Origin of the sequence: Variovorax sp. V15, assembly GCF_041154425.1 — a bacterium.
GTDB lineage: Bacteria > Pseudomonadota > Gammaproteobacteria > Burkholderiales > Burkholderiaceae_C > Variovorax > Variovorax guangxiensis.
The window spans coordinates 2,633,038-2,658,295 of the sequence record NZ_AP028659.1 but is presented as its reverse complement, the minus strand read 5'-3'; the positions used below and the strand labels follow the sequence as shown (position 1 = coordinate 2,658,295).

Below are 25,258 nucleotides of genomic sequence, written 5' to 3'. Positions count from 1 at the left end.
GGGCGCCACTTAGAGTTCGCGCGGCATCGGAGCCGGCCGGGTTGTGCCGCGAGCCCTTCTTTCAATCTGCAACTTCATCCGGGGTCCTATGGTTCTAGCAGTCAGCAGCGATGGGTCGGGGACGCAATCCGCCGCACAGGCAGCGATGGAGGCATTGGCGGCCGCCAGGGCTGCCGAAGAGTTGCGGCGCCAGGCGGAAGCCGCGGCGAAGCGCGCGGCCGAGGAGGCACGGCGGCAGGCCGAGGAAGCGCGCAAGCAGGCCGAAGCCGCGCGCCGCAAGGCGGAAGAAGCGCGCAAGGCCGCGGAAGCCGCCGAGGCCAAGGCCGAGAAGAGCAAGGCCGAAGCCGACCAGCAGGAGGCCACCAAGGCGCGCGGTGCCAGCGACGCGGCCGAGCGCGATGCGCTGAAGCAGGAAGCGGCGAGCAACCTCAAGGAGAAGCAGTCGACGCTCGCCGATGCCAAGCTCGACGACATCCGGCAGCGCCGTGCGGACAACAACCCTTCGGAAGCCACGCGCGCCGCGCAGGGCGAAGTCGACGCGGCGCAGAAGATGAACGCCATCTTCGAGCCGCCAGCCAACCAGCCAAAGGGGCAGCCCCCCGCGACCAGCCCGGGCACGCAGGACCTGCTCGAGAAGGCACAGACCGCCGCCAGGCCGGTGTTCAAGGCGCAGGCGAACGGCGGCGACGGCAGCAAGGAACAGAAGGCCGTCGTCGACACCGCCATGACGAACTGGCTGCAGGCCGCCGAGCAGGACATGCGCAAGGCCAGCCTCAAGGCGATCGCCGAAGGCAAGGACCCGAACGACGCCATCGACAAGGTTGCGGCCGACGCCCATGACGCGCTCGACAAGGGCGGCGTGTTCGACCCGAAGAGCATCGGCAAGTACATCGACAAGGCGCGCGACGGCGTGCGCGCCGACTCGCCCGAGGTGCGCCAGCTGCGCGGCGAGCAATACGACGCCGCCCAGGCGGGCAAGGCGCGCGTGGCCGATGCGCGCAGCCACGCGCAGGACACCGATGCGGCCGCGACCAAGGCCGAGAAATACGCCGCCAGCTTCGGCACCGGCGGCGGCGGCAACGACACGATCATCACCGCGCAGCAGAACGCCAAGGGCGAAGCCGAGCGCCTGCGCGCCGTGGCCAACCGCGCCAAGTCCGAACTCCAGAGCGCCGAGAAAGCCTTCGGCACCACGGATCCGACGGACCCGCAGAACCCGAAGACGAACACCCTCGGTACGGTCGATGCCGACTACAACGCGCGCGTTGCCGACGCCGAGGTCAAGGAGCTGAGCTTCAAGTACGACCAGGCGGTGGCCGGCGGCGATGCCAAGGAGATCCAGAAGGCCGACGCCGCACTGCGCGACGCGCAGCAGGGCCAGCGCTACATGCACGCGCTGCGCGACGACATCGACGCCAAGCTCGGCGCCAGCGACGCGGAGAACGCCAAGACCGACGCCGAGAGCGCATGGAATACGGCTTCGCTGCAGCGCCCTGCCCGCGTCACGGTGACCGAGCACGACGGCGACAAGACCACGACGCGCAACATCGACCCCGATGGCTACGATCCCGCGTTCTGGGCCAAGCCCGGCAGCGAGGAAGGCAAGAAGGTCCAGAACATCGAGGGCAAGTACTTCTACGTCGACGGCGACAAGAAGACCGAGCTCGATCCGTTGACCGCCGCGCTGTACGCCGCGAACGAGAAACACGATGCCGCCAAGGCCCGCAGCGACCAGACCGCGACCGCGCTGAACTCAGTCAAGGAGGATCTCTTCGGCGGCGCCGACGGCAGCCGCGCCAAGCTCGACGAGGCCGGCTATCTCGATCGCGCGGACAAGATCAACCAGGGGCTCACCGACGCCGACAATGCCGTCGCCAACGCCAAGCCCGAGAACCTGGGCCGGGCGCTCGAACAGCAGCGTGCCGCGCAGGCCGACGCCAAGGCACTGAAGGCCATGCAGGAGCTGCGCGCGGCCGAGCGCGACCAGGCCGCGGGCAAGACCGTGGACGCAGGCAAGCTCGACGATCTGCGCGTGGCCGCGCGCGAGGCCCAGCGCCTGGCCGACGCCGCAAAGCCGAAGCTCTCGGCCGACGACGAGAAGAAGATGCGCGAGGCGCAGCTGCCCGCGGCGAAGGAGGCCTACGACAAGAAGGCCGCGGAGGTGACGACGCTCACCGCGCCCGGCAGCAAGGCCACCGAGGCCGAGCAGCAGAAGGCGCTCGACGAACTCGACGCGCTGGACCTCTCCAAGCGCGACATCGAGACCCAGCTCGGCCTGATCGACGCCGAGCGCGCCTGGTATGCCGCGCGCTACCAGTACGATCGCACGACCTTCGCCAAGCCGCAGCTGACGATGTTCATGGACGGCGACAAGTCGACCACCGGCGACGTCTACCCGAAGAACTACGACCCGACCTGGAACATCAAGCGCGGCGAAGACGGCAAGGTAAGCGCCGAGGGCCTGCCACGTGGCCTCTCGCCCGACGACATCGAGGTGCACGCGGACTGCAACGGCGGCTACAACGTCACGATCAAGAAGGATTCGAAGGTCTTCGGGTGGCAGCAGTCCGACCAGGGCAAGATGGTCGACTTCTCGGTGCGTGCCGGCACCTACAAGATGAACCCCGCCACGGCCGCGCGGTGGAAGACTTCCGAGTTCGGCGACGGCGAGCTGGCCAAGGCGCGCGGTGCGCGCGCCGACGTCGACAAGCGCCTGGCGCAGGCCGCGGCCGATGCGCCGCCGCAGCCCGGCGCGCAGCCGGCGCCCGGGCCCGACGGCAAGCCCGCGCCCACGCTGAACTTCGGCGACGACCTCGCGCCGCGCAAGAAGACGGTGGACCAGAACCTCACGGATGCGATCAAGGCGCGCGACAAGGCACAGGCCGACTACGACGCAGGCTCCGGCGACCGCACCGCGCTGGGCAACGACCTCGACGACGCCAAGGCGCGCGTCACCATCGCCCAGAACGAGCAGCTCGCGGTCGATGCCGCGATCGCCTGGCAGGAGGCCAACCACGCGCGCCAGCGCATCGAAGCCGACAAGCGCGCGGGCCGCGCGCAGATGTGCTACGCCACCTCGCCGCAGCAGACCGCCGACGATGCGCGCGACAAGGCCGACGCCGCGCGCAAGGACTGGCTCAGCTCGGTCAACAAGTTCCACACCGACACCGCGGCGCGCGATCTCGCCGAGGCAAAGTCGGCGCACGAGAAATGGAAGAGCGCCAACCCCGGCCTGGCCGAGACCGGCAGCGACACCTGGAAGAAGCTGCAGGCAACGCAGGCCCAGTCGGACGCGGCCGTGCGCTACCAGGCAGCCGGCGCACGCGACAACGCCTACGCGCAGCAGCAGGAATTCACCATCCAGAACCTGCCGTTCAACCAGCGCGAGGACAAGCGCGCGCTCTACCGGCTCTTCGAGCAGAACCCGCAGGTCATGGCGCAGGCCATCATGAACGACCAGTTCGTGCAGTACGGCGGCGGCCCGATCGAGATGAAGAGCCGCACGCAGCTCGAGAACGAGATCGGCCTGGCGCTCGGCTGGAACCCCAGCCGCTCGCTCGATGCCGCGACCCAGGCCGACAGCGACCGCATCCGCCAGAACGAGCGCCTCTTCGGCAAGCTCGGCGACGCGCAGAAGGACCTGCTCTCGAACATGGTCGACAAGGTGGTGGAGGTCGGCGGCGAGCACGCGCGCGTGACCGTGCTGCCCGTGGTCTACGCGCTCGACAGCGACGACGGCGGCATCATCAAGACGGCGATCTTCAAGGTGGAGAGCAAGGACAAGCCCGGCGAGACGCAGCTCATCGACGAACAGGCCTGGACCTACAAGGACCTCACCGACTACCGCGCCAACAACAGCCTGCCGGTCGAAGGCGTGAAGCTCGTCACGCCCGAGGACGCCAGCTACTCGCTGGACGCCAACGGCAACGTCAAGCTCTTCGCCGGCGACGCGCGCACCGAGACCGGGTGGCAGACCTTCCGGCGCGAGACCCACCTGGACCTGGTGGTCGCAGGCGTCGGCCTCGTGGCCGGCGTGGCGCTGACGGTGGGCTCCTTCGGCACGCTCGCGGCGCCGGGCGTGATGCTGGCGGCAGGCGCGTTCACCGTGCTCGCGGCCGGCTACGGCGTCGCGACCTCGGTCGAGGACCTGAACAAGCTCAGCGCGCACGGCCAGAGCATCAATCCGGCGAACAGCGAGCAGGCGCGCATGGACTGGCTGAACCTCGGCTTGTCGACGGTCAGCGTGCCGGTGGTGGGCGCCTCCACGCGCGCGACCATGGCCGCGCTGCGCGCGGGCCGCGCCGCCAAGGCGGCCACGGCCGCGGAAGCCGCCGGCGATGCCGTGACGGCACAGGCGCGCGCAGCCGATTTCGCGCGCTACGCGCAGACCGCCCAGGCGTGGGGCAAGCCCGCGGCGATGGCCTCCAAGCCGCTTGCCGCCGGCAGTGTCTACGCCACCGGCGAAGGCGCGTATTCGCTGGCGAAGAACTGGGACCACATGACCCCGGCCGAGCGCGAGCAGCAGATCATGATGCTCGGCGTCAACGCCGCAGGCTTTGCCTCGCCGATCTTCGCCAAGGGCTATGTGCGCGTGCACAACGCCATCAAGCCGCCGGCCGTGAGCACGGCGCGGCCGGCGGTTTCGAACCGGCCGGCCGGCACGGTGGCCGACGAGACGGCGAACACGGCGTCCACCGATGCGGCCCTGCCCGCGCGGCCGGCGCAGTCCGCGTCGCCCAAGCCTGTCGATGCGGCCGATACTGCAGGCGCCGTGAAGCCCGCAGAGGCACCCGATGCGCTCACCCCGTTCCGCGAGCCGCCACGCGTGAGCATCGCGTGGCCGTCGACGCCGCGCGCGCTACCCGCCGACGTGGCCGGCCCGGCGGCGCTCCCGTCCATCGTGACTGATGCCTCGTTCAACCCGGTCATGGCCTCGGTGCGGCGCGCGGGCGACAGCGCCGACACGCCTGGAACCGCTCGCGCACCGGCGGGCTCACGCAGTCCGCAAGACAGGCGCGGGAACGAGACTACGAACGCCGCGGACGACGCGCCGCTCGCCAATGCGCCTTTCGTGCGCTCGGCGCAACGCATCGAGCAGAAGCAGAACGCAGGCACGAAGGATCAGACGAGCGTGAAGTCCACGCCGGCATCGCCCGCCAAGGGCGATGAGGGCAGCTTCCCCGCCTACAAACCGGCGCAGGACCCCGAACTCGGCGGACCCACGAGCTATCCGCTGCCGGCGACTGAACGCCTGGGCAAGACCAACTGGTCGGATTCGCTGCTCACCGTGTTCGCCGCCGGCGGCGAAGCCGAGGGCGTGCGCTACTACGTCTATCCGCGCACCGTTGACGACAACGGCTTCGTCTTCGCCGCGCACCGCGACGGCTTGCTTGCCGGCACGGACAGCCCCGGTGCCGCCCAGCGCGCCAGCGACCATGCACGAGGCGAAAGCAGCGGCGACTTCTCCAATGTTCTGCCCGCCCACTACGCCACCCTCGACGAAGCGCTCGCGACGGTGCAGCCTGAGGGCTTCGTCGCGCTGGGCGACGAGATCGCGATCGTGCACGCGGCAAGCATTGCGCCGGACGGCAGCGTCCCGCCCTCGGCCGTGATGGCCACCGTGAAAGTCGAAACCACGCAAGGCGGCCCCGCGAAGGCCACGCAGGTCACCGCCCATCCGGACAGGCCCGCCCTGCGCATCGCCTATCCGGAGGGCTATGCGCCGGGCCAGCCGCTGATCTACACCAGTGCCAACGGCCGGCGCGTCGACCTTCTGAACACGCAGCCCGGCCGCAGCGAGATGGGGATCAACGCCTTCCGCCGCCGCGTGCCCGATCTCGACATCTTCGCGCTGGGCGAGCGCCCCGTGCGCAGCGGCGACGGCAAGCCCGCGAGCGAGGCGGTTCCGATTCCCGAAGGCTATTTCGCGGTCAACGGGCACGGGCTCGAGGGCATCATGACCGGTGCGGACGGCAATCCGCTCACGGCCGAAGGGCTGGCGCGGGCCATCGTCGCGCACGAGAACTATCACGGCCAGCCGGTGCTGATGCTGTCGTGCCTGAGCGGCGATGGCGCGGTGCCGCTGGCGCAGCGCCTGGCCACGCTGCTGGGTCACGACGTGTACGCGGCGACCGAGTCGGTCGTGATGAACAACCGCGACCAGACCGCGCCGGGCTTCGTCTACACCCGGCGCGTCTCCCTGAGCGACGAAGGCAGCTCCTACAACGGGGGCGCGCTGAAGGCCGGGCCGCTGCAGTCGCTGCCCATCGTCGGAATCCGCGAGAACGGGCGCACCGTCTACGACGACATCGCGCTGCAGGGTGCGCCGGTCTACGCGCGCTTTCGCCCGGGCCTGTCGATCGAGCCGGCCGGTGCGCAACCCGCCGCGCCGCGTGCCGCATCCGCCATGCCGGAGCCTCCGCGCGCGGCACGGCCGATCACAGCCGAACGGCCGCAGGCGACCGGCACCGGCCGCGGCGACACCGACACGCCCTCCGTCAAGACGGGTGGCCAGCCAAGGGACCCCGCTGCCACCGGCGTGGACGCACACGGCGCTCCCCTGCCGCCGACCACGCTGGGCACCGGACGCAGCTGGCCGCAGGTCGCGCTGCGCGGCGACAGGCTCGTCGCATTCCACCAGCGCGCCGGCGAGCCCGGCTCGGGACTGCGCCCGTTGCAGCCGTCACCCGACGAGGCCGCGGTGACGGCCCGCATCACCGAGGACCCCGATGCGGGTTCGAACGTGCGCTTCGCGGTCCACCCGATGGCGCCGGGCGAGACCATGTACGGCGGCACCGGCGTGCGCGCCAAGCGCAACAACACCTTCGGGACCTTCGCCGAGGCCTCCGCCGCGGCGCAGCAGAAGGGCGGCGCCTGGGTGTACCGCATCCATCCCGACGGGAGCATGGCACCGCTGACGAAGCGCGGCCGCGCGACACCCGAGGAGATCATGGGTTCGGTGCACGTCGGCGCGGACGGACGGCCGATGCCCATCGGCATTCCGAACGTGCATTCGGCCGCATGGCGCGACGGCGCCACCGCGCCCGCCGCACCGAGCAGAGCGGCGGGCAACCACCAGGCCGGCGAATCCACCGGGCTCGCGATGGTCGAGCCGGACATGGACGCGCTGCTCGAAGGGGGCAGCGACTACACCAAGCCGCGGCCGGCCTACGCGGGCCCGGCCACGATGCGCGAACTCCAGGCGAGCAAGGCCCCGGCCACGCCCGAGGACGTCGAGCAGACGCACTACCTCGCAGGCGCCGGATCGCCGGACGGCCATGCCGCGCGCGACATTCCGCTGCGCTCGCGCTTCATGCAATGGGCACGCGGCCAGGCGCCCTCGTTCATCGGTGCTCCGGACTACGTCGGCGGGCGCTACGTGCTGGCCAGCGATGGCGCGGCAATCAACCAGGGCGCGCCCGACGCGACCTTCTCGCTGCTCGACCGCTCGCACGTGTACTCCAGCTTCGAGACCGCGCGCGCGGCAGCGGCCGCGCATGCCAACGCCGAAGGCAGCAGCCTGGTGGGCGTGGTCCGGCTGATCGGCCCGAAGACCGAGATGGCGCAGGTCGCGGCCACCGGACGCTTCACCCAGGCGCAGGTCGACGGCATCGTCGGCGTGCGGCCGGACGGCGCGATACATCCGGTCAGCATCAGCAACCGCCAGGCCGCGCATGCACCGAAGCCCGGCGAGGTGTTCGTCGATCCGCACAAGACGATGGAGCAGAACGATCAGGTCATGACGCCGGCGCAAAAGAGGAAGATCTTCCTCAAGTCTGTCGGCTACATGGTCGGCACCGGCGCGGCCTTCTATGGCGCGGTCCGCTTCGGCGGCGCGGCACTGGGCCTGCACATGACCAATCCGGCGCTCGGCGTTGCCGGCGCTTCGCTCGGTGGTTACGTCGGTGCGCGCGCCGTGTTCCTTCGCTACGCCTACGAAGCCTTCTTCTATCGCGGCAGCATCGCGGGCCTGAAGCAGGGCGGCAAGATCCGGCTGCAGAAGTACCTCAACCCCAAGGACCAGGACACCTTCACGCTGATCGCCAACATCGCCGATCCGGCCAAGCGCGAGGCCTCTCTGTTCCAGCTCAAGAGCCAGCTCGACAGCTGGCACGCGGCACGGCGCGGCATCCAGGGCCGCCACGACTATGCCAAGGCGCTGAGGATACTTTCGAGGAACCCCGACAGCACAGCCGCCCTCGACACCCTCTACAAGGGCGCCATCGAGCGCAGCGCTCGTCCGGTGATCGGCAAGCGCGGCTGGCTGAACCGGATACCGCCAGCTCTTCGCAACGACTACGCGCAAGCGCTGAAGGCCTTCACTGCAAACCCCCGCGACACCCAGGCTGCGGCGTTGCTGATGACCGCGCCGGAAGTGGGACGCGGCACCCAGCATGCGGGATTCGTGCGCGGGCGCCTTCTGCGCAACGTGCCGGGCGCGGACCGCGCGCGCTACCGCGACGCGGTGCAGACCATGGCGAACAAGACCGGCGACGTCAACGCCGCGTTCAAGACGCTCGAGGGCATTCCGCTCGACACCGTCGCGCGCCAGACCACCGGCGCCCGCGGCGCATTCCGCGGCATTCCGAAGGCCGACCGCCAGACCATCGCGATGGCCACGGAAACGCTGCGCGCCAACCCGTCGGACGAACGTTCGCGCGCCGTGCTGGACCAGAGCCCCGGCAAGCTCACCTCGCCGAACTCGCCGGTGGGCCGCGCGCTGTTCGGCGCACGCGTGCTGAGCTTCGGGTTGAGCCATTCGGCAGGCACGCGGCTGTACCTGAACCCCTTCTTCGATGCGCCGAGCCACCAGTGGACCTGGGACATCACCACGCTCGACGGCGTGCGCCAGTGGATCAGCAACGAAGGCAGCCTGCACTATGCCGTGGGCAACGCCACCGGCCTCGGCGCCAGCGTGGCGAACCGCTATGCGTCGATCGCGCAGGCGCGCGGCGGGCATGTCATGAGCGAGCGCGGATCGACCGAGGCGCCGGCACCCAAGGCCGGCGAGACGCCACCACCCAAGGCCACCACGCCGCCGCTCGACAAGGACGGCAATCCGCTGCCGGTCTACAAGGCCACCAACGGCTACTCGTGGTTCAGGCGCGCCCTCATCGGCCTGGGCAACCCGAAGGCCGTCACCCACGACGGCGTGGCGCCCGATGGCGGCCCGATGGTCAAGCGCACCTTCACGCAGCGCCTGGCGCAGTTCTCGTCGTGGGGCGACTCCAGCGGAACCATCGGCCTGACGATCTCCGACAGCATCCAGGCCTACATGTACATCCGCGCCGGCCAATGGGATCTCGCGACACCGCAGTTGCTGAAGGTGGCGAGCGACATAGGCATCTTCCGCGGCACGCAGAAGGACTACCTCGACGAATACCGCTCGAACCGGCAGATGGGACCGATGGTCTACCACTCGCGCCTGACCAACTACTTCAACGCCCCGCTCGGAGAGGCCAGGACGAATCCGACCGAGACCTCGCACGGCTGGATCCGCCGCGGCACGGCGCCGCTCGTGCTGCTGGGCGTGGCCGTCGCTGCACGGGTGGCGGCCGAGGAATGGTCGATGCACGAGAAGAACAAGAAGCCGCAGCAGAACCAACCGGCTCCTTCACCCACGCCGGCGCCCACGCCTTCGCAGACGACCACGCCGGTGCCGACCCCGTCCCCTACCCTGACGTTCACTCCGACACCGATACCGAGATCGACGGCAACGCCCAATCCGACACCGAACCCGAAACCGACCCCGACGCCCCAGCTGACGCCGACGCCGACGCCGACACATCCCCAGCGTGGTGGCGTACGCTTCATCGTCGACACGATGCAGCCCACGGCCGTCGAACTCCAGGCGATGCTCGATGCGGGTACGGCTCAGGACCCGCTGCAGCCCGTCAACCCGGCACTGTCGGACTTCCTCAACGTCGACCCGGGCCACTCCCAGCGCACGAAGGCGGCGGAGGTATTGCTCGCCTGACGTGGACGCGACCCATGCGGGGCCGCGTGGGGCCGCGTGGGGTCGCGCAGCGTCAATCGACGATGCCGTTCCTCGCCGCCGGCGGTTGCAGCGCATCGAGCGCCGACAGCCGCCGGTACTCGCTCGGCGCCACGGCGTAGGTGCTCATGAAGGTCTTGTGCAGGTGGCTCTGGTCGCTGAAGCCGGCCGCGTGCGCCGCATAGGTCACGCGAGCGCCGCCGGCCATGAGGTCGCGCGCGTATTCGATGCGGTGCCCCACCAGCAGTTCGTGCGGCGTGAAGCCCCACGTGTCCTTGAAGCGGCGGTGCAGATGGATCGGATGCCAGTTGACCGCCTCGGCGAGGTCGTCGAGCGTCAGGCGTTGCTGGAAGCCGGTGGCGATCAGGCCGTAGGAGCGGCGCAGACGATCGTCCGCTTCACCTGACTCGGTCGTCCAGCCGGCTTGCAGCGGTATCCACTGCGCGAGCAGGCGACGCACCAGCGCGCGCGCCGCGATGCCCGCGTCCTCGCGACCGGTGTCCGCGATCTCGTGCAGCAGCCTGTGGCATTGCGAGAACTCGCGCCCCCAGGGCTCGCACGCGAACACCGAGACCGGTGCGGGCTCGGCGCCGGGCATGCCGTCGTCCGCCTCGGGCACCGGATTCACGCAGCGCGCAACCGCCACGCTGCAATACATCGCATCCTCACGCCACGGCGTGCTTCGCGCCTTGATCGAGTGCCAGACCTGCGGACCGATGCGCAACAGTGCACCAGGGGGCACCACAGTGACGCCGGCGCTGGTTCTCACATGCAACTCGGTGTCGGAAACCGACAGCGTGTAGCCCCCATGCCGGTGCGCCCGGATCTCTCGCTGAACGAATCGGTTGGCGGTGAACTGCAGGCCTGCCAACTCTCTGTCGCGCCAATAGGAAGATGCAAGAAGTTCCATGGAAGCTAAGAATCTACATGGCGGGAAAGCCGCCGCTTGCTAATGTCCCGGCATCGATTTGCGCCCACGGATCCGACGATTCGAGCGCATGAATGTGTGTCGATGGCGGGCTGGATTCTATGAATCCCCATCCGTTGCGACAACCTGAATTCCAACGGAGACAGAACCCATGAGACCGATCCTGCGTCACTGGCGCGCACTGCTGTGCGGTGCGCTTCTCGCATGCCTCGCATGCCTTTCCAATGCGCAGGAACTGCGTATCGGCCTGAGCAGCAATCCTTCGTCTGTCGATCCGCATTTCGTCAACAACGATGCGATCAGCGCGGTGGTGAGCCATGCCTACGAGACCCTCGTCGCGCTCGACGCCGATGCGCGCCTGACACCCGCGCTCGCGACCTCGTGGCGCGCCATCAACGACACCACCTGGGAGTTCAAGCTGCGCGACGGCGTGAAGTTCCACGACGGCAGCCCGCTCACCGCGCAGGACGTGGTGTTTTCTCTCGAGCGACCCGCGACCATCGTCAACAGCCCGAGCTCGTTCTCCGCCTATACGCGCTCCATCACGGGCAAGAAGATCGTCGACCGCCTCACGCTGCAGCTGACGACCGCCACGCCCGCACCGCTGCTGCCGAACGACCTCACGCGCATCTTCATCGTCTCGAAGAAGGCGGCCGAGAAAGCCACCAGCGACGACTTCAACCAGGCGAAGGTACAGGCCGGCACGGGCCCCTTCAGGCTGGTGAAGTTCACGCCCGGCACCGGCGTGCAGTTCGCGCGCTTCGACGGGTACTGGGGCGAAAAGCCGATGTGGTCTGGCGTCACGCTGCGGGCCTTGCCGGCCGAATCGGCGCGCATGTCGGCACTGCTGTCGGGCGACGTGGACGTGGTCGAGAACGTGCAGGCCAACCTGGTCTCCCAGTTCCGCCAGCGCAAGGACCTGCGCGTCTTCACCAAGGTGTCGAGCCGCGTGATGTTCCTCTATACCGATCATCGCGAGACCTCGCCCTTCGTCACGGACAAGGACGGAAAACCGCTCGAGCGCAATCCGATGAGGGATGCGCGCGTGCGCCAGGCGATCTCCCTGCTGATCGACCGCGCAGTGCTCGCCGAGCGCGTGCTCGATCAGCTCGGCGTGCCTGCCGGCAACCTGGCCCCGAACGGCATGTTCGGCTTCAACCCCGAGCTCAAGCCCGACAGCGTCGATGTGCAGGGCGCGCGGAAGCTGCTCGCCGAGGCGGGTTATCCGGCGGGCTTCGGTCTCACGCTGTTCGGCCCGAACGACCGCTATGTCAACGACAAGCAGGTCACGCAGGCCATCGGCCAGATGCTCACCCGCGGCGGCATCGTGACCAAGGTGCAGGTCTCGCCGATGGCGACCTACGTCGGGCGAGCGTCGAAGAAGGAACTGGGCTTCGGCCTGCTCGGCTGGGGCGTGGGCGGCGGCGAGCCCTCCGGGGCCCTTCGTGGCCTGCTCGCCACGCCCGACAGGGAACGCGGCATGGGCGCGACCAACTGGAGCAGCTACAGCAATCCGCAGTTCGACGCGCTGCTGAACGAAGCGCTCAACACGGTGGACGACGCGAAGCGCGAGGCCCTGCTGCAGAAGGCCACCGCACTCGCGCTGAAGAAGGACTACGCGATCATCCCGCTCTATCACCAGGTGTCGACCTGGGCCGCGCGCAACGGGCTGACCATCGTGCCGCGCGTCGACGAGTTCACGCTGGCCCAGCAGGTCCGCGCCGAGGTGGAGGACCGCAAGTGAGCGGAATGTCCAGCCTCCCGCTGGTGCTCGATCACCTGCCATCCGGATTCATGAGCGCTTCGGCGCGCACGCTCCACGAGGTCGTGCCCTCCCCGGCGTTGATTCACCTGCCCGGCCTGCAGCCGCGGCCCGTCTTCGTCTCGGTGCTGCTGCACGGCAACGAGAACGTGGGACTGCTCGCGCTGCAGTCGGTGCTCTCAAGATACGAAGGCCGCCCGCTGCCTCGTGCGCTCTCGATCTTCGTGGGCAACGTCGAAGCCGCACGGGCGGGCGTTCGCCGGCTGGAAGACCAGCCGGACTACAACCGCATCTGGCCGCGCAGCGCGCCGGCCACGCCGCACCAGCACATGGCCGCGCGCGTGATGGACGCCATGCGCGAGCGCGAAGTCTTCCTCGCCATCGACCTGCACAACAACTCGGGGCGCAACCCGCTCTATTCCTGCCTGAGCGCCACCGGCGCCGAGCATCTGCGGCTCGCGCGCATGTTCTCGCCGCTGGCCGTCCTGATCCAGGCGCCGCAGTCGCTGGGCGCCGCTTTCACGCCGATATGTCCCACGGTGTGCTGCGAGTGCGGCGAGATCGGCAACGCGCAAGGCGTGGCGCAGGCTGCGAAGCTGATCGAGCGCTGTCTCGCGGATGATTTCGGCGAGGGCACGGCGCACGACGACGCCAAGGCGCTCGACATCTTCCAGGCCTTCGCGATGCTCAAGGTCGCCGAGGGCCTCACGCTGAGCTGCGACGGCGAGGCCGCCGACCTGCAGCTGCCGCCCGAGATCGAGTCCTTCAATTTCCAGGCGCTCGAGCCCGGGCACGTGATCGCCACCACGCTCTCGCACCCCGACGTCGAGCCGCTGCGCGCCTACCGGCTCGACGGCGAGGCGATGGCGGGCATGCTGGTGCGCAAGGGCGCCGACGTCTGTCTCTCGACCCAGGCCGTCGCCGCAATGTTCACCCGCGACCTGCGCGCCATCCGCCAGGACTGCCTCGGCTACCTGATGCAGCGCGTGCCCGCGCACGCGCTGTAGGCCGTGCGCGCATCCATCAGCACGGGACCATCATGCTGGCTTATGTGATCCGCCGCCTGGCGCAGAGCGTCGGCGTACTTCTGGCGATGTCGATGCTGGTGTTCGCCAGCGTCTACCTGATCGGCAATCCGGCCGACATCCTGATCAGCATGGACGCCGATCAGGCCGAGCGCGCGCGGCTGGTGCAGGCCATGGGCCTGGACCAGGCCCTGCCGCTGCAGTACTGGAACTTCCTGCGGCACGCGCTGCACGGTGACCTGGGCAACTCCTTCGTCCACGGCGTGCCCGCGATCGCGCTGGTGTTCGAACGGCTGCCCGCCACGCTGGAGCTCGCCTGTGTCGCGATGCTGATCGCGATCGCGCTCGGCGTGCCGCTGGGCCTCTGGGCGGGGCTTCGGCCTCAGTCGTGGATCGGCAGGAGCATCATGACCGGCTCGATCCTGGGCTTCTCGCTGCCGACCTTCTGGGTCGGACTGATGCTCATCGTCGTATTCGCGGTGCAGCTGGCCTGGCTGCCCGCGGGCGGACGCGGACCGACGCGCGAAGTGCTTGGTCTTGCGCTGTCGGTCTTCAGCCTGGAGGGCTGGAAGCACCTGCTTCTGCCTGCCGTGAACCTCGCGCTCTTCAAGCTCGCGCTGGTCACGCGGCTGACCCGGGCCAGCACGCACGAGGCACTGACGCAGGACTACGTCAAGTTCGCACGTGCCAAGGGCCTCGCTCCGGCGCGCGTGGTGGGCGTGCATGTGCTCAAGAACATCCTCGTGCCGATCGTGACGGTGGTGGCGCTGGAGTTCGGCGCGCTGGTGGCGTTCGCCGCGGTGACCGAAACCATCTTCGTCTGGCCTGGCGCGGGCAAGCTGATCATCGAATCGATCTCCTCGCTCGACCGCCCGGTGATCGTCGCCTACCTGCTGGTGGTGGTGTCGATGTTCACCCTGCTCAACCTGCTCGTGGACATCGCGTACTCGAGCCTCGACCCGCGCGTTCGCCTCGACGAACAAGGCGCATGAAGAAAACGACCATGACCGAAGACGACGAATCCCCGCTGCGCCGGCTGCTGCGCCAGTACGCCCACTCCAAGCTCGCAGTGCTCGGCGCAGCCGTGCTGCTCGCGCTGCTGCTCGCCGCCCTGCTCGCGCCCTTGCTCGCGCCGCAGAACCCGTACGACCTGGCCCAGCTCAACATCCTCGACTCGCGCCTGCCGCCCGGCTCGCACGGTGCCGACCATGCGTCCGGCCCCGGCAAGCTCTACCTGCTGGGCACCGACGACCAGGGCCGCGACATGCTCTCGGGCATGCTCTACGGGCTGCGCATCTCGCTGGGCATCGGCGTGGTGGCCACGATCGCGGCGCTGTCGCTCGGCACCGTCCTGGGCCTGCTCGCGGCCTACACCGGCGGGCGGCTCGATGCGCTGCTCATGCGCATCGTCGACATCCAGCTGTCGTTTCCCGCGATCCTGGTCGCGCTGGTGCTGATCACGCTGCTCAAGCCCGGCGTAGGCAACGTCGCGATCGCGCTGGTGGCGGTGCAATGGGCCTACTACGCGCGTACCGTTCGCGCCGCCGCGCTGGTCGAGCGCAGGAAGGAATACATCGAGGCGGCGCAGGGCCTGGCACTGGGCGACGCACGCATCGTGCTGCGGCACCTGCTGCCCAACTGCCTGCCGCCGGTGATCGTGGTGGCCGCGCTGCAGGTGGCCAACGCGATCTCGCTGGAGGCCACGCTGTCCTTCCTTGGCCTGGGCGTGCCGATCACCGAGCCCTCGCTAGGGCTGCTGATCGCCAACGGCCAGCAATACCTGCTCGCGGGCAAGTACTGGATGTCGCTCTATCCCGGCATCCTGCTGCTGCTCACGATCCTGGCGATCAACCTCGTGGCCGACCAGCTGCGGGACGTGTCGAACCCACGGCTGCAGAAGCAATGACGAACGCCTCCCAACCCGTCCTGCTCGTCGAGGGCCTGAAGACGCAGTTCGCCACGCGCGCGGGCATCGTGAAGGCCGTGGACGACGTGTCCTTTTCCATCGAACGCGGGCAGATCATGGGCCTGGTCGGCGAATCGGGTTCCGGCAAGTCGATGACGGGCTACTCGCTGATCGGCCTGATCGACCCGCCGGGCCGCGTGGTGGCGGGCCGCCTGCGCCTGGCGCTGCGCACCGGCGAGGTGCTCGACCTGCGGAGCCTGTCGCCGCGCGCGCTGCAGGGCGTGCGCGGCAACCGCGTCGCGATGATCTTCCAGGATCCGATGATGACGCTGAACCCGGTGCTTCGCATCGACACGCAGATGATCGAGGCGGTGCGCGCGCATCACAAGGTCAGCGAGCGCGTAGCGCGCGAACGCGCGGCCGCCGCGCTCGCGAAAGTCGGCATCGCGTCGCCGCACGAGCGTCTGCTGGCCTACCCGCACCAGTTCTCGGGCGGCATGCGCCAGCGCGTGGCGATTGCCATCGCGCTGCTCAACGAGCCCGACGTGATCATCGCGGACGAACCAACCACCGCGCTCGATGTCACGGTGCAAGGCCAGATCCTCGCGGAGATGCAGGCCCTGTGCCGGGCGTCGGGCACCGCGCTGATCTGGATCTCGCACGACCTGTCGGTGGTGGCGGGCCTGGCCGACACGGTCAGCGTGATGTATGCCGGGCGCATCGTCGAACAGGGCCCCGTGGCCGAGGTGCTCGACCGGCCGCGCCACCCGTACACGCGAGGGCTGATCGCCAGCGCCCCGTCGCGCAACCCGCGCGGACGTCCGCTGCAGCAGATTCCCGGCATGACGCCTTCGCTGCTCGCGCTGCCCCAGGGCTGCGCATTCCAGGCGCGCTGCGCCAACGCCGATGTCGTCTGCCGCAACGAGCCGCCCCTGGTGGCGCTCGACGGCCGCCGGCTGCGCTGCTTCCATCCGACTCCCCTGCCCTCCTCCTCCGCCGCGATCGCGAACTGACACCATGGAATCCGTCACCCCGTTGCTCGAGCTGCGCGCCAGCTCCAAGCGTTTCGTCCGCAAGCCCGATGCCGCGGCGAAGATCGCGCGCCTCTTCGGCGCCCAGGCGCCCGCGCGCACCGTCCATGCGGTCGACGGCGTTTCGCTCGCGGTGCGCCCCGGCGAAGTCGTCGGGCTGGTGGGCGAGTCGGGCTGCGGCAAGTCCACGCTCGGACGCATGGCCGCGGGCCTGCAGGCGCTGAGCGAAGGCGAGCGCTGGTGGCTGGGAGAGGACGCCGAGCTGCGCAGGCGGCGGCTCTCGGCTGCCGAGCACCGGCGCGACATGCTCGGCGTGCAGATGATCTTCCAGGACCCCTATGCGAGCCTGAACCCGCGCATGCGCGTGCGCCAGATCATCGGCGAGGCACCCGTGGCGCACGGGCTGATCGACGCGAAGGATCAGGAAGAACTCGTGGCGGCGCTGATGCGCAAGGTCGGGCTCGACGCCGGCTTCATGCGGCGCTTCCCGCACCAGTTCTCGGGCGGCCAGCGCGCGCGCATCGGGATCGCCCGGGCGCTGGCCGTGCAGCCCCGGCTGCTGATCTGCGACGAGGCGGTGGCGGCGCTCGACGTCTCCATCCAGGCCCAGGTGATCAACCTGTTCATGGCGCTGCGCGAGGAACTGGCCCTCACCTACCTGTTCATCAGCCACGACCTCGGCGTGGTGCGGCACATCAGCGACCGGGTGGTCGTGATGTACCTCGGGCGGGTGGTCGAATCGGCCGGCGCGGACGCGCTGTTCGAGCAGCCGCTGCACCCCTACACCGAAGGCCTGCTGGCCGAGGCGCCGAAGCTGGAGGTGCGCAAGAAGACGTTCGTGGCGATCCGGGGAGAGATTCCCTCTCCCCTGAATCCGCCGCGCGGCTGCCATTTCCACCCGCGCTGCCCGCGCTCCACGCGCCGCTGCGCCGAGGAGGTGCCCGCGCTCGCGCGAGTCGCCGGCGACCGCTGGGTCGCGTGCCACCTGGTCGACCGGGCGGGTGGCGCATGAAGATCGTCGTCATGTGCTGGCTCGCGCGGGCATCGGCCGATGTCTTCGTGGCGCGCAACATCGTGCTGAGGCCCGACCTCGCGGCCAAGGCGCCGCACCAGGTCGCCGCGGAGCTCGCCGCGCTCGCGCCCGACGTGGTGATCGCGCGCGAGGCGCAGTACGAGGCGGTCTCGGCCATCGCGGCCGGGCTCCCCGGCTGCCGCTTCATCTTCTGCGGCCTCTCGGCCTCGCGGGTCGCCATCGATCCGTCGACGCTCCAAGGGCGCTGCGCCTTCGTGACCGGATCGAACTGGGAGCGCGCCGAGTACGAAGCCTTCGTGCTTGCGGAATCCATGTGCCGGCCGAGGCATGGGCCGTCCGCCGAGGCGGTGGCCGGTGCGCCGGGCGAGGTGATGCTGGTCGGCGCGGGCGTCGTCAACCTGGTCACGGCGCTGACGCTGTGCCGGCGCGGCCATCGCGTGTCGGTGTACGACCGCATGGCCGATCCGCGCCGGGGCGACACGCCGCACGCCGAGCGCGCCGGCGCGACCTTCGGCGGCAGGGACGCGCGCATCTTCTCGTACAACGAGTCGCGCCATCACCTGGCCTGTTCGCCGCTCTATACGCCGCGGGACACGCCGCGCTTTCGCCTTGGAATTTCGCGGGACGGCTGGCTGTCGCGCGAATACCAGACGATGTCGGACGCCGACCGCCGCTGGATCGACCAGCTCGAACAGGTGCCGCCCTGGGCGGCGCTGCTCTATGGCAACGACATCGTCGGCTTCAACCGGCAGAGCCACCGGCTGTGGCGCGAGCTCTTCAGCCTCTATCCGGAGCTGCTGCGCGAGACGCACCACGTCGGCCGGCTGCTGCGCATCTACCCGAGCGAGGCGTCCCTGCGCGCGGCGCAGACGGCCGAGGCCGAGATCGGTGCGCTGATCGGCACGGTCCCGCTCACGCGGTTGCGCGAGCGCGAGCCCGCGCTGGGCAGCGCGATCGACGAGGGAGCGATCGCGGGAGCGCTCGATGTGCAAGGGTTCTCGCTCAACATCGTCTCGTTCTGCCGCAACCTGATCGGGCTGCTCGAGCGCCTCGGCGCGCGCTTCCACTGGCAGCATGAGGCGAGCGAGGTGCGGCATGCCGGTTCGGGCGCGGTGACAGGCATCGTCGTCAACGATGCCTTGCGGCGGGCCGACCACTATGTACTCTCCCCCGGTGCGCAGGCGCACACCCTCGCCGCGAGGACGGCGGGGCTGCCCGCCATCGGCGCGATGGTCGGCATGTGGGTCACGCTGCCTAACGATGGCACGCCGCTGCAGACGCCGCTCAAGGTGCGCCGGCGCGCCTTCGGCAGCAGCGAGGCGGCCCAGGGCGCCAACGTCGTACCCGGGCGCGATGCCGCCGGCCGGCCTGTGCTGCACTGCAGTTCGGGGCACGGCTTCGTCGGCGCCTCGGCCGAGGACGTGCGCCTGGCCGACCTGCCCGAACTCGCGCGCTGCGTGATGGAAACGGCGGAGGAACTCTTCGGCGACAAGTTCAGGCGTGCCAGGGAGTCCGGCATGCTCGGCGAGCGTCCGGGCTTCTGCGTGCGGCCCTGGACGCCCTCGGGCCTGGGAGTGCTCGAAGTTCAGGAAGCGGACGCAGGCGGCAAGATGGTGCTCAGCGGCGGCCACAACACCGGCGGCTTCGCGCAGTCGCCGGCCGTCGCGGAGGCCGTTGCCTGCGCGCTGGAGGCACGCCCCCATGCGATGCACACGCTCTACCACCCACGCCGCTTTGCCGACGTGTTCGAGGTGACACTGTGAACGCGCCGCAGCCATCGCTCACCGCGCTGCTGCGAGACGGCCTGCGCACCGGTGCGGCGACGCTCTGGATCGACGACGAAGGCGCCATGAGGCGCGACGACTTCGCGGCGCTCGTGGTCGCGCAGGTGTCGCTGCTGCGCCGGCAAGGCGTGAAGGCTGGCGAGCGCGTGGTGCTGCATGGCGTGGCTTCGCGCGGACTGGCGGCGATGCTCGTGGGCTGCCTGCTCGAGGGCGTGGTCGCCGTGCCGGTCGACGCGGCGCTGCCGCCGGCGCGCAAGCAGGCGATGCTGGACGCGGCGGCCGCCACGCTGGCCATCGAGTTCGCGATGCAGTCGCCGCTCGGGGCCGACGGCATCCGGCGCGTCGCGGGCGCCGCATCGCCGCAGGCCGGGTGGACGCTCGACGACCTGGGCCTGCCGCAGATCGGGCCCGATGCGGGCTGCTACATCTTCTTCACCTCCGGCACGACCGGGCAGCCCAAGGGCATCCTCGGGCGGCGCGGCGGCCTCGCGCATTTCCTGTCCTGGGAAGCCGGCATGCTCGGCCTCCAGCCCGGCGACCGCGTGGGTGTGCTCACCCGCCTGTCGTTCGACGTGGTGCTGCGCGACCTGCTGCTGCCGGTCGTCGCGGGCGTGACCGGCTGCCTGCCACCGGCAGACGCCCCGCCGACACCGGCTGAAGTGCCGGACTGGCTCGCCAGGATGGGCATCAGCGTGCTCCACACGGTGCCGTCGCTGGCGCAGGCCTGCCTGGCGGCGCTGCCCGCGGGCGCGCGCAACGCCACGCTGCGCCACACGCTGTTCGCGGGCGAACCGCTGGGCAGTGCGCTGGTCGGGCGCTGGCGCGCGGCGTTTCCTTCGAGCGCGGTCTACAACCTGTACGGGCCGACCGAAACCACGCTCGCCAAGTTCTGCGCCCGCGTGCCCGACCCGGCGCCCGAGGGCATCCAGTGCTGCGGCCTGCCGCTGCCCGGGGTCGACGTGCGCATCCTCGACGAGGCGCGGCAGCCCCTCGAACCGGGCGAACCCGGCGAGGTCGCGATCCGCACGGTGCACCGCTCGCTGGGCTACCTGGACCCGGAGGAGCCCTCGGCCGCGCGCTTCATCGTGCTCGACGGGCAGCCGGCCTACCTGAGCGGCGACCTCGGCTTTCTGGACGCGCAGGGTGCGCTGCACCTGCGCGGACGCAAGGACCACCAGGTGAAGATCCTCGGCACCCGCATCGAGCCCGCGGGCGTCGCGGCGGTGCTGCAGTCGCACGAATCGGTGACCGACGCGGCCGTGGTGTGCGTGACGAACGAGGAAGGCGGCGCGCAGCTCGTGGGCTACTTCAGCACGCAGGCCGATGCACAGGCCGTGCGCCGGAGCCTGCGCCCTTTCCTCGCGGAGCGCTTGCCTGCGGCGGCCATTCCGAGCCACCTGATCGCGCTCGATGCGCTGCCGCTCATGCCCAACGGCAAGCTGGATCGCGCACGCCTGCCCGCGCCTGCGCCGCGCGCGGACGCCGCCGCCGCCGCCTCCGACACGGATGCCGACGAGCTCGCGCTCGGCGTGGCCGACGCGATTGCACGGGTGCTGCGGCAGGCGCATGTCGGCGTCGACGAGGACTTCTTCGCGCTCGGCGGCGATTCGCTCGCGGCGATGCGGCTGTGCGCCGAACTCGAAGCACGGCTCGGCGTGCATGCGCAGCCGCTGCTGCTGATGCACGCGCCCACCGCGCGCGAGCTGGCGCGGCGGCTGCAGGAGGCCGGTTCGGCCGCGCCGGCGCCGATCCCCCCCGCCCCGCGCACCCGCTGGTTCGCGCTGAGCCCGCAGCAGCGGCGCTACTTCCGCACCTTCTGCGCGGGCGGCAACCGCAACTGGTGCAACATGGTCGCGCTGTTCGAGCTGCCCGACGAGGTCGATGCCTACTCGGTGGGCCGCGCGCTGACCGAGATCGCGCTGCGCCACGACAGCCTGTGCCTGCGCTTCGGCCATGACGAGGAAGGCGCCGTGCGCCAGTCGATCGTGCCGACGGAAGACTTTCCTGTGGCTCTGTGCGACCTGAGCGCTCTCGAAGCGGAAGCACTGGCGCGCCGCATCGACGCGCTGCGCGTGGCCGAAGGCGAGGCGGAGATCGCGCTGTTCTCCGACGCGCCGCTGTTCCGCGCGACCCTGCTCGTCCTACCCGGCAGGCGGCGCCGGCTGCTGTGGACCGTCCACCACCTGGTCAGCGACGGCACGAGCCAGGGCCTGCTCGGGCGCGAGCTGGCCGCCCGGCTCGCGGGCCGACCCTGGACGACGCATGCCCCGCCGTCGATGCGCGACATCGCGGCCTGGGCCGGCGCGCGCAACGCCTCGGCACAGGCCGCGCGCTCGCATTTCCGCGAGCTGCTCGCCGCGCCCTACCGCCACCGCTACCTGCCCGACAGGCTGCGCTGCGACGATCCGCAACGCTGCCATGCCATCGAGGCCGCCGTGCGCGGCACGCTGCGCGATGCGGTCGTGGCGGCGGCGCGGCGCCTGAAGTGCACGCCCTATGTGCTGTACGTGGGCGCGTATTTCCGCTGGCTCGCGGCGCTGACCGAATGCGACGACCTCGTGGTCGTGACGCCGCTGGCCGGCCGTGCCCACCCGCAGGTCGCGCAGGCCATCGGCGATTTCATCAACCTGGTGCCGCTGCGCGTCACGGGGCTGGGTGCGCTGTCGCCCGGGCAGCTCGTCGAGCGCGTGCGCGACGGCATCGCGCTGGCCGCGCGCCACCAGGACTTCCAGTTCGACCAGGTGCTCGACGAACTCGGCCTGCCGCCCGGCGCGGACCGCAACCCGCTGACCGGCTTCTCGCTCAACTTCATGCCCCAGGCCGATGGCGACGCGCCCGGACTTGCGACGCCGCGGCACGCCGATCGCGGCTACCGGCTGAAGTACGACCTGCTCATGCTGATCCGCGGATGGCACGACGCCACGCACGTCGAGTTCCAGTACCGCGCCGGCCTGCTTTCGCCCTCGGAGATCGAGGAGTGCTTCACCGACTATTGCTCACACCTGGAGGCGCTGAGCCATGCCTGAGAAACAAGGGACAAGGGCCCCGGCGCCGCCGGGCGAATACATGCTGCTGGTGCTGCTCGCGATCCTCTGGGGCGGCTCCTTCACGCTGATCAAGGTGGCGGTGGCCGACTATCCGCCGGCCACGCTGGCTGCGGCGCGCATCCTGCTCGGCGGCGCGCTGTTGACGGCGCTGGCCCTGGCGAAGGGCTTCACGCTCCCGACGCGCCCCGGCCGCTGGGGGGCGCTCTGGGTGCAGGGGCTGCTGCAGGGCGCGCTGCCGTTCACGCTGATCGGCTGGGGCGAGCAGCACATCGCAAGCGGGCTCGCAGGCGTGCTCAACGCCACGGTGCCGCTGTTCGCCTTCATGCTGTCGGTATTCGTCGTCGGCTCGGCGCCTTTCGTGTTCACGAAGTTCGTGGGCGTGCTGCTCGGCCTTGCGGGCGTCGCCGGGATCGCCGGCCTCGGTTCCCACGCTGCGCTGGGCGACAGCGACTTTCTCGCGGTCATGGCGGTCCTGGGGGCGAGCGCGTCGTATGCGTGCGGGGCTGTGTTCGGCCATCGCTTCGGCGACCAGCCCGCCGTGGTCACCGCGGCCGGCTCGCTGCTGTGCGGCGGGCTCACCATGCTGCCTTTCAGCCTGGCCATGGACCGGCCCTGGACGCTCACGCCAAGCCTCGAGGCCACGCTGGCACTGCTGGCCCTCGCGGTGCTGTCGACCGCGCTGGCCAGCGTGATCTTCTTCAGGCTGATTCGCACGCTGGGCCCGGTCACCACCACCAGCAACGCATATCTGCGGGCACTGGTGAGCGTGGCGTTCGGCGTGGTCTTTCTCGCCGAGCCCCTGAGCTGGAGCCTGCTGGCCGCGAGCGCGCTGATCGTCGCCGGGGTGATGCTGGTCACGCTGCCGGGCAGGCCCGACAGGGAGCTGCGCCGTGCGGGTTGAGATCGCGATCGTCGGCGCCGGCCCCTGGGGCCTGGCGGTACTCGACCGGCTGGTCACCGCCGCGCGCCGGCAGCCACGGCTCGCGCTCACCGTGCACGTGATCGACCCCGACGAGCCGGGCCCAGGCCTGCACAAGCCGCAGCAGGAAGACTTCCTGCTGCTCAACACCGTCACCGGCCAGCTCGACAGCTTCAGCGCACGCCATTTCGGCGAAGCGCCGCTCACGGGCGCGATGTCGTTCATCGACTGGCTGCGCGAAGAGCGCGACATCGCAGCGGACCCCAACGGCTTCCTGCCGCGCGCGCTCTTCGGCGCCTACCTGCGGCACGTGTACGCGGTGCTGTGCAACAACGCGCCTTCGCATCTTCGAATCTCGGAGGTGCGCCATCGCGCGCTCGATGTCTCGCTCGTGGCCAACGAGCGGGTGCACGTGCGTCTGGGCGACGGTTCGGCGCTCACCGTGGATCACGTCTTCCTCTGCACCGGCCATGGTCTGGCACGTTCCGGCGGCGAACGGCCGGCATCGCCTGCAAGGCCGATGGCCCCCTACCCGCCGGCACCGCTGCAGGCGCGCATCGAGGCCGGGTCTGCGGTGGGCATCTCGGGCACCGGCCTGGTGGCGGTGGACGTGGTGGCGGCGCTCACCACGGGCCGTGGCGGCCGCTTCGTGCGCGAGGACGACGGCATGCTGCAGTACTTGCCGAGCGGCCGTGAGCCCGTCATGTTCGTGCACTCCCGCAGCGGTATGCCGTTCGCGTGCCGGCCGGCGCAATCGCTCGACCTGTCGGGCAGCTTCGCGCCGATCTTCTGCACCGATGCCTACCTGGCCCTGCGGCGCGCGGCACGCGGGCCCGAAGGCTTGCTGCTCGAGGAAGACCTTTTGACCGTGCTCTCGGCCGAGATGCGCGCGGCCTACCTGATGCGAGCGATGGCGCTGTCGCAAGGCGCGGACGCTGCGGCGGCTTGCCGGCGCGTGCTCGGCCTGCTAGCGCCTGCCGAAGTGAAGGCCTTGTGCGAGAAGACCCTGCCATCGATGGCCGGGTTCTCGCCTGAAACGCTGCTTGCATCGGAATCCGTCCCCAGGCCCGCGCCTTCGCCGCGCAGCGGCGCGGAATTCAGCGCAGCCTTTGCAGCGCGCCTGCGCTTCGACGTGGACGAGGCGCTCAAGGGCGAGGCGCACAGCCCGTACAAGTACGCGGTGGAAATGCTGCGCGTGCTGCGCGGCTTCATCCGCCAGGCGGTGGAGTTCGACACACTCGCGCCGGCGTCTCGCCGCCGTTTCTTCGACGTGGTGGCGCCGCGGATCTCGCAGCTGGTCGTGGGGCCGCCGATCTCGCGCGGGCTCGAATGGCTGGCGCTGATGCGTGCCGGCCTGCTGCGCGTCGACCTCGGCCCGGCCCCCGCGCTCGAGCGCGACGCCGCGCTCGGCGTCTGGCGGGCGCGATCGAGCGCCTTCGAGACGCCCTTCGTCGCTTGCCTCGACCATCTGGTGCACGGACGCGCGGGGTACGGCGCGATCGACACCACGGACGATTCACTGCTCGCCGCGCTGTGCCGCTCGGGCCTGTGCGCCGGCTCGCCGCAGCCGCCTCCGGCGGACGAACGAATGACGGTTCCGCTCATCGACGCCCTCGGGCATCCGGTCGACGCGACAGGCCTGCCGGTGCGCCAGCTCACGCTGCTGGGCGTGCCGACCGAGGGCCGGCGCTACTTCAACCACTACCTGCCTTCGCCCAAGAGCCGGTCGCGGGCCTTCGACAGCATCCAGTCGGCGCTCGACGCGCTGTGGGAGCGGCCAGCACCCCAGATCGTGATGCGACAAGTGATCAATCCCGTGTGAGTTCACC

The 25,258-nt window shown here is 70.3% G+C and carries 12 protein-coding genes; 11 read left to right on the top strand and 1 reads right to left on the bottom strand.

The window, feature by feature from the left end:
- Positions 1–145: 145 nt before the first annotated feature.
- Positions 146–9,976, top strand: coding sequence for a DUF4781 domain-containing protein (locus ACAM57_RS12455; protein ID WP_369661863.1), 9,831 nt, complete (start codon positions 146–148; stop codon positions 9,974–9,976).
- Positions 9,977–10,028: 52 nt separating this feature from the next.
- On the opposite strand, the gene ACAM57_RS12450 is transcribed toward ACAM57_RS12455, so the two are convergent.
- Positions 10,029–10,865 (bottom strand): helix-turn-helix transcriptional regulator, encoded by an 837-nt coding sequence (locus ACAM57_RS12450; protein ID WP_369661862.1) that lies wholly within the window; start codon positions 10,863–10,865, stop codon positions 10,029–10,031.
- 208 nt (positions 10,866–11,073) lie between these two features.
- Here ACAM57_RS12450 and ACAM57_RS12445 point away from each other — a divergent pair, with 208 nt between their 5' ends.
- From ACAM57_RS12445 to ACAM57_RS12400, 10 genes are read left to right on the top strand one after another with little or no spacing between them, the layout of a single operon-like run.
- Positions 11,074–12,666: an ABC transporter substrate-binding protein gene (locus tag ACAM57_RS12445; RefSeq protein WP_369661861.1), complete on the top strand. Its 1,593-nt coding sequence runs from the start codon at positions 11,074–11,076 to the stop codon at positions 12,664–12,666.
- Positions 12,663–13,691 carry a M14 family metallopeptidase gene (locus ACAM57_RS12440; protein WP_369661860.1) on the top strand — a complete coding sequence of 343 codons (1,029 nt, stop codon included), beginning with the start codon at positions 12,663–12,665 and terminating at the stop codon, positions 13,689–13,691. The genes ACAM57_RS12445 and ACAM57_RS12440 overlap by 4 nt, the downstream gene beginning before the upstream one ends.
- Positions 13,692–13,723: 32 nt before the next feature.
- Positions 13,724–14,701, top strand: coding sequence for an ABC transporter permease (locus ACAM57_RS12435; protein ID WP_369661859.1), 978 nt, complete (start codon positions 13,724–13,726; stop codon positions 14,699–14,701).
- Complete coding sequence (locus ACAM57_RS12430; RefSeq protein WP_369661858.1) at positions 14,698–15,615, top strand: ABC transporter permease; 918 nt, start codon at positions 14,698–14,700, stop codon at positions 15,613–15,615. The genes ACAM57_RS12435 and ACAM57_RS12430 overlap by 4 nt, the downstream gene beginning before the upstream one ends.
- Entirely contained in the window at positions 15,612–16,628 is a 1,017-nt protein-coding gene (locus ACAM57_RS12425) for an ABC transporter ATP-binding protein (protein WP_369661857.1), read from the top strand. The genes ACAM57_RS12430 and ACAM57_RS12425 overlap by 4 nt, the downstream gene beginning before the upstream one ends.
- Positions 16,629–16,632: 4 nt before the next feature.
- The gene (locus ACAM57_RS12420) at positions 16,633–17,658 is read left to right on the top strand and encodes an ABC transporter ATP-binding protein (RefSeq protein WP_369661856.1); all 1,026 of its coding nucleotides are present in this window, start codon (positions 16,633–16,635) and stop codon (positions 17,656–17,658) included.
- Positions 17,655–19,442 carry an NAD(P)/FAD-dependent oxidoreductase gene (locus tag ACAM57_RS12415; protein WP_369661855.1) on the top strand — a complete coding sequence of 596 codons (1,788 nt, stop codon included), beginning with the start codon at positions 17,655–17,657 and terminating at the stop codon, positions 19,440–19,442. The genes ACAM57_RS12420 and ACAM57_RS12415 overlap by 4 nt, the downstream gene beginning before the upstream one ends.
- On the top strand, positions 19,439–22,489 hold the full coding sequence (locus tag ACAM57_RS12410; protein ID WP_369661854.1) for an AMP-binding protein: 3,051 nt from the start codon (positions 19,439–19,441) through the stop codon (positions 22,487–22,489). Before ACAM57_RS12415 ends, ACAM57_RS12410 begins: the two co-directional genes overlap by 4 nt.
- The gene (locus ACAM57_RS12405; protein WP_369661853.1) at positions 22,482–23,411 is read left to right on the top strand and encodes a DMT family transporter; all 930 of its coding nucleotides are present in this window, start codon (positions 22,482–22,484) and stop codon (positions 23,409–23,411) included. Before ACAM57_RS12410 ends, ACAM57_RS12405 begins: the two co-directional genes overlap by 8 nt.
- On the top strand, positions 23,401–25,251 hold the full coding sequence (locus tag ACAM57_RS12400) for an FAD/NAD(P)-binding protein (protein WP_369661852.1): 1,851 nt from the start codon (positions 23,401–23,403) through the stop codon (positions 25,249–25,251). The genes ACAM57_RS12405 and ACAM57_RS12400 overlap by 11 nt, the downstream gene beginning before the upstream one ends.
- Positions 25,252–25,258: the final 7 nt, after the last annotated feature.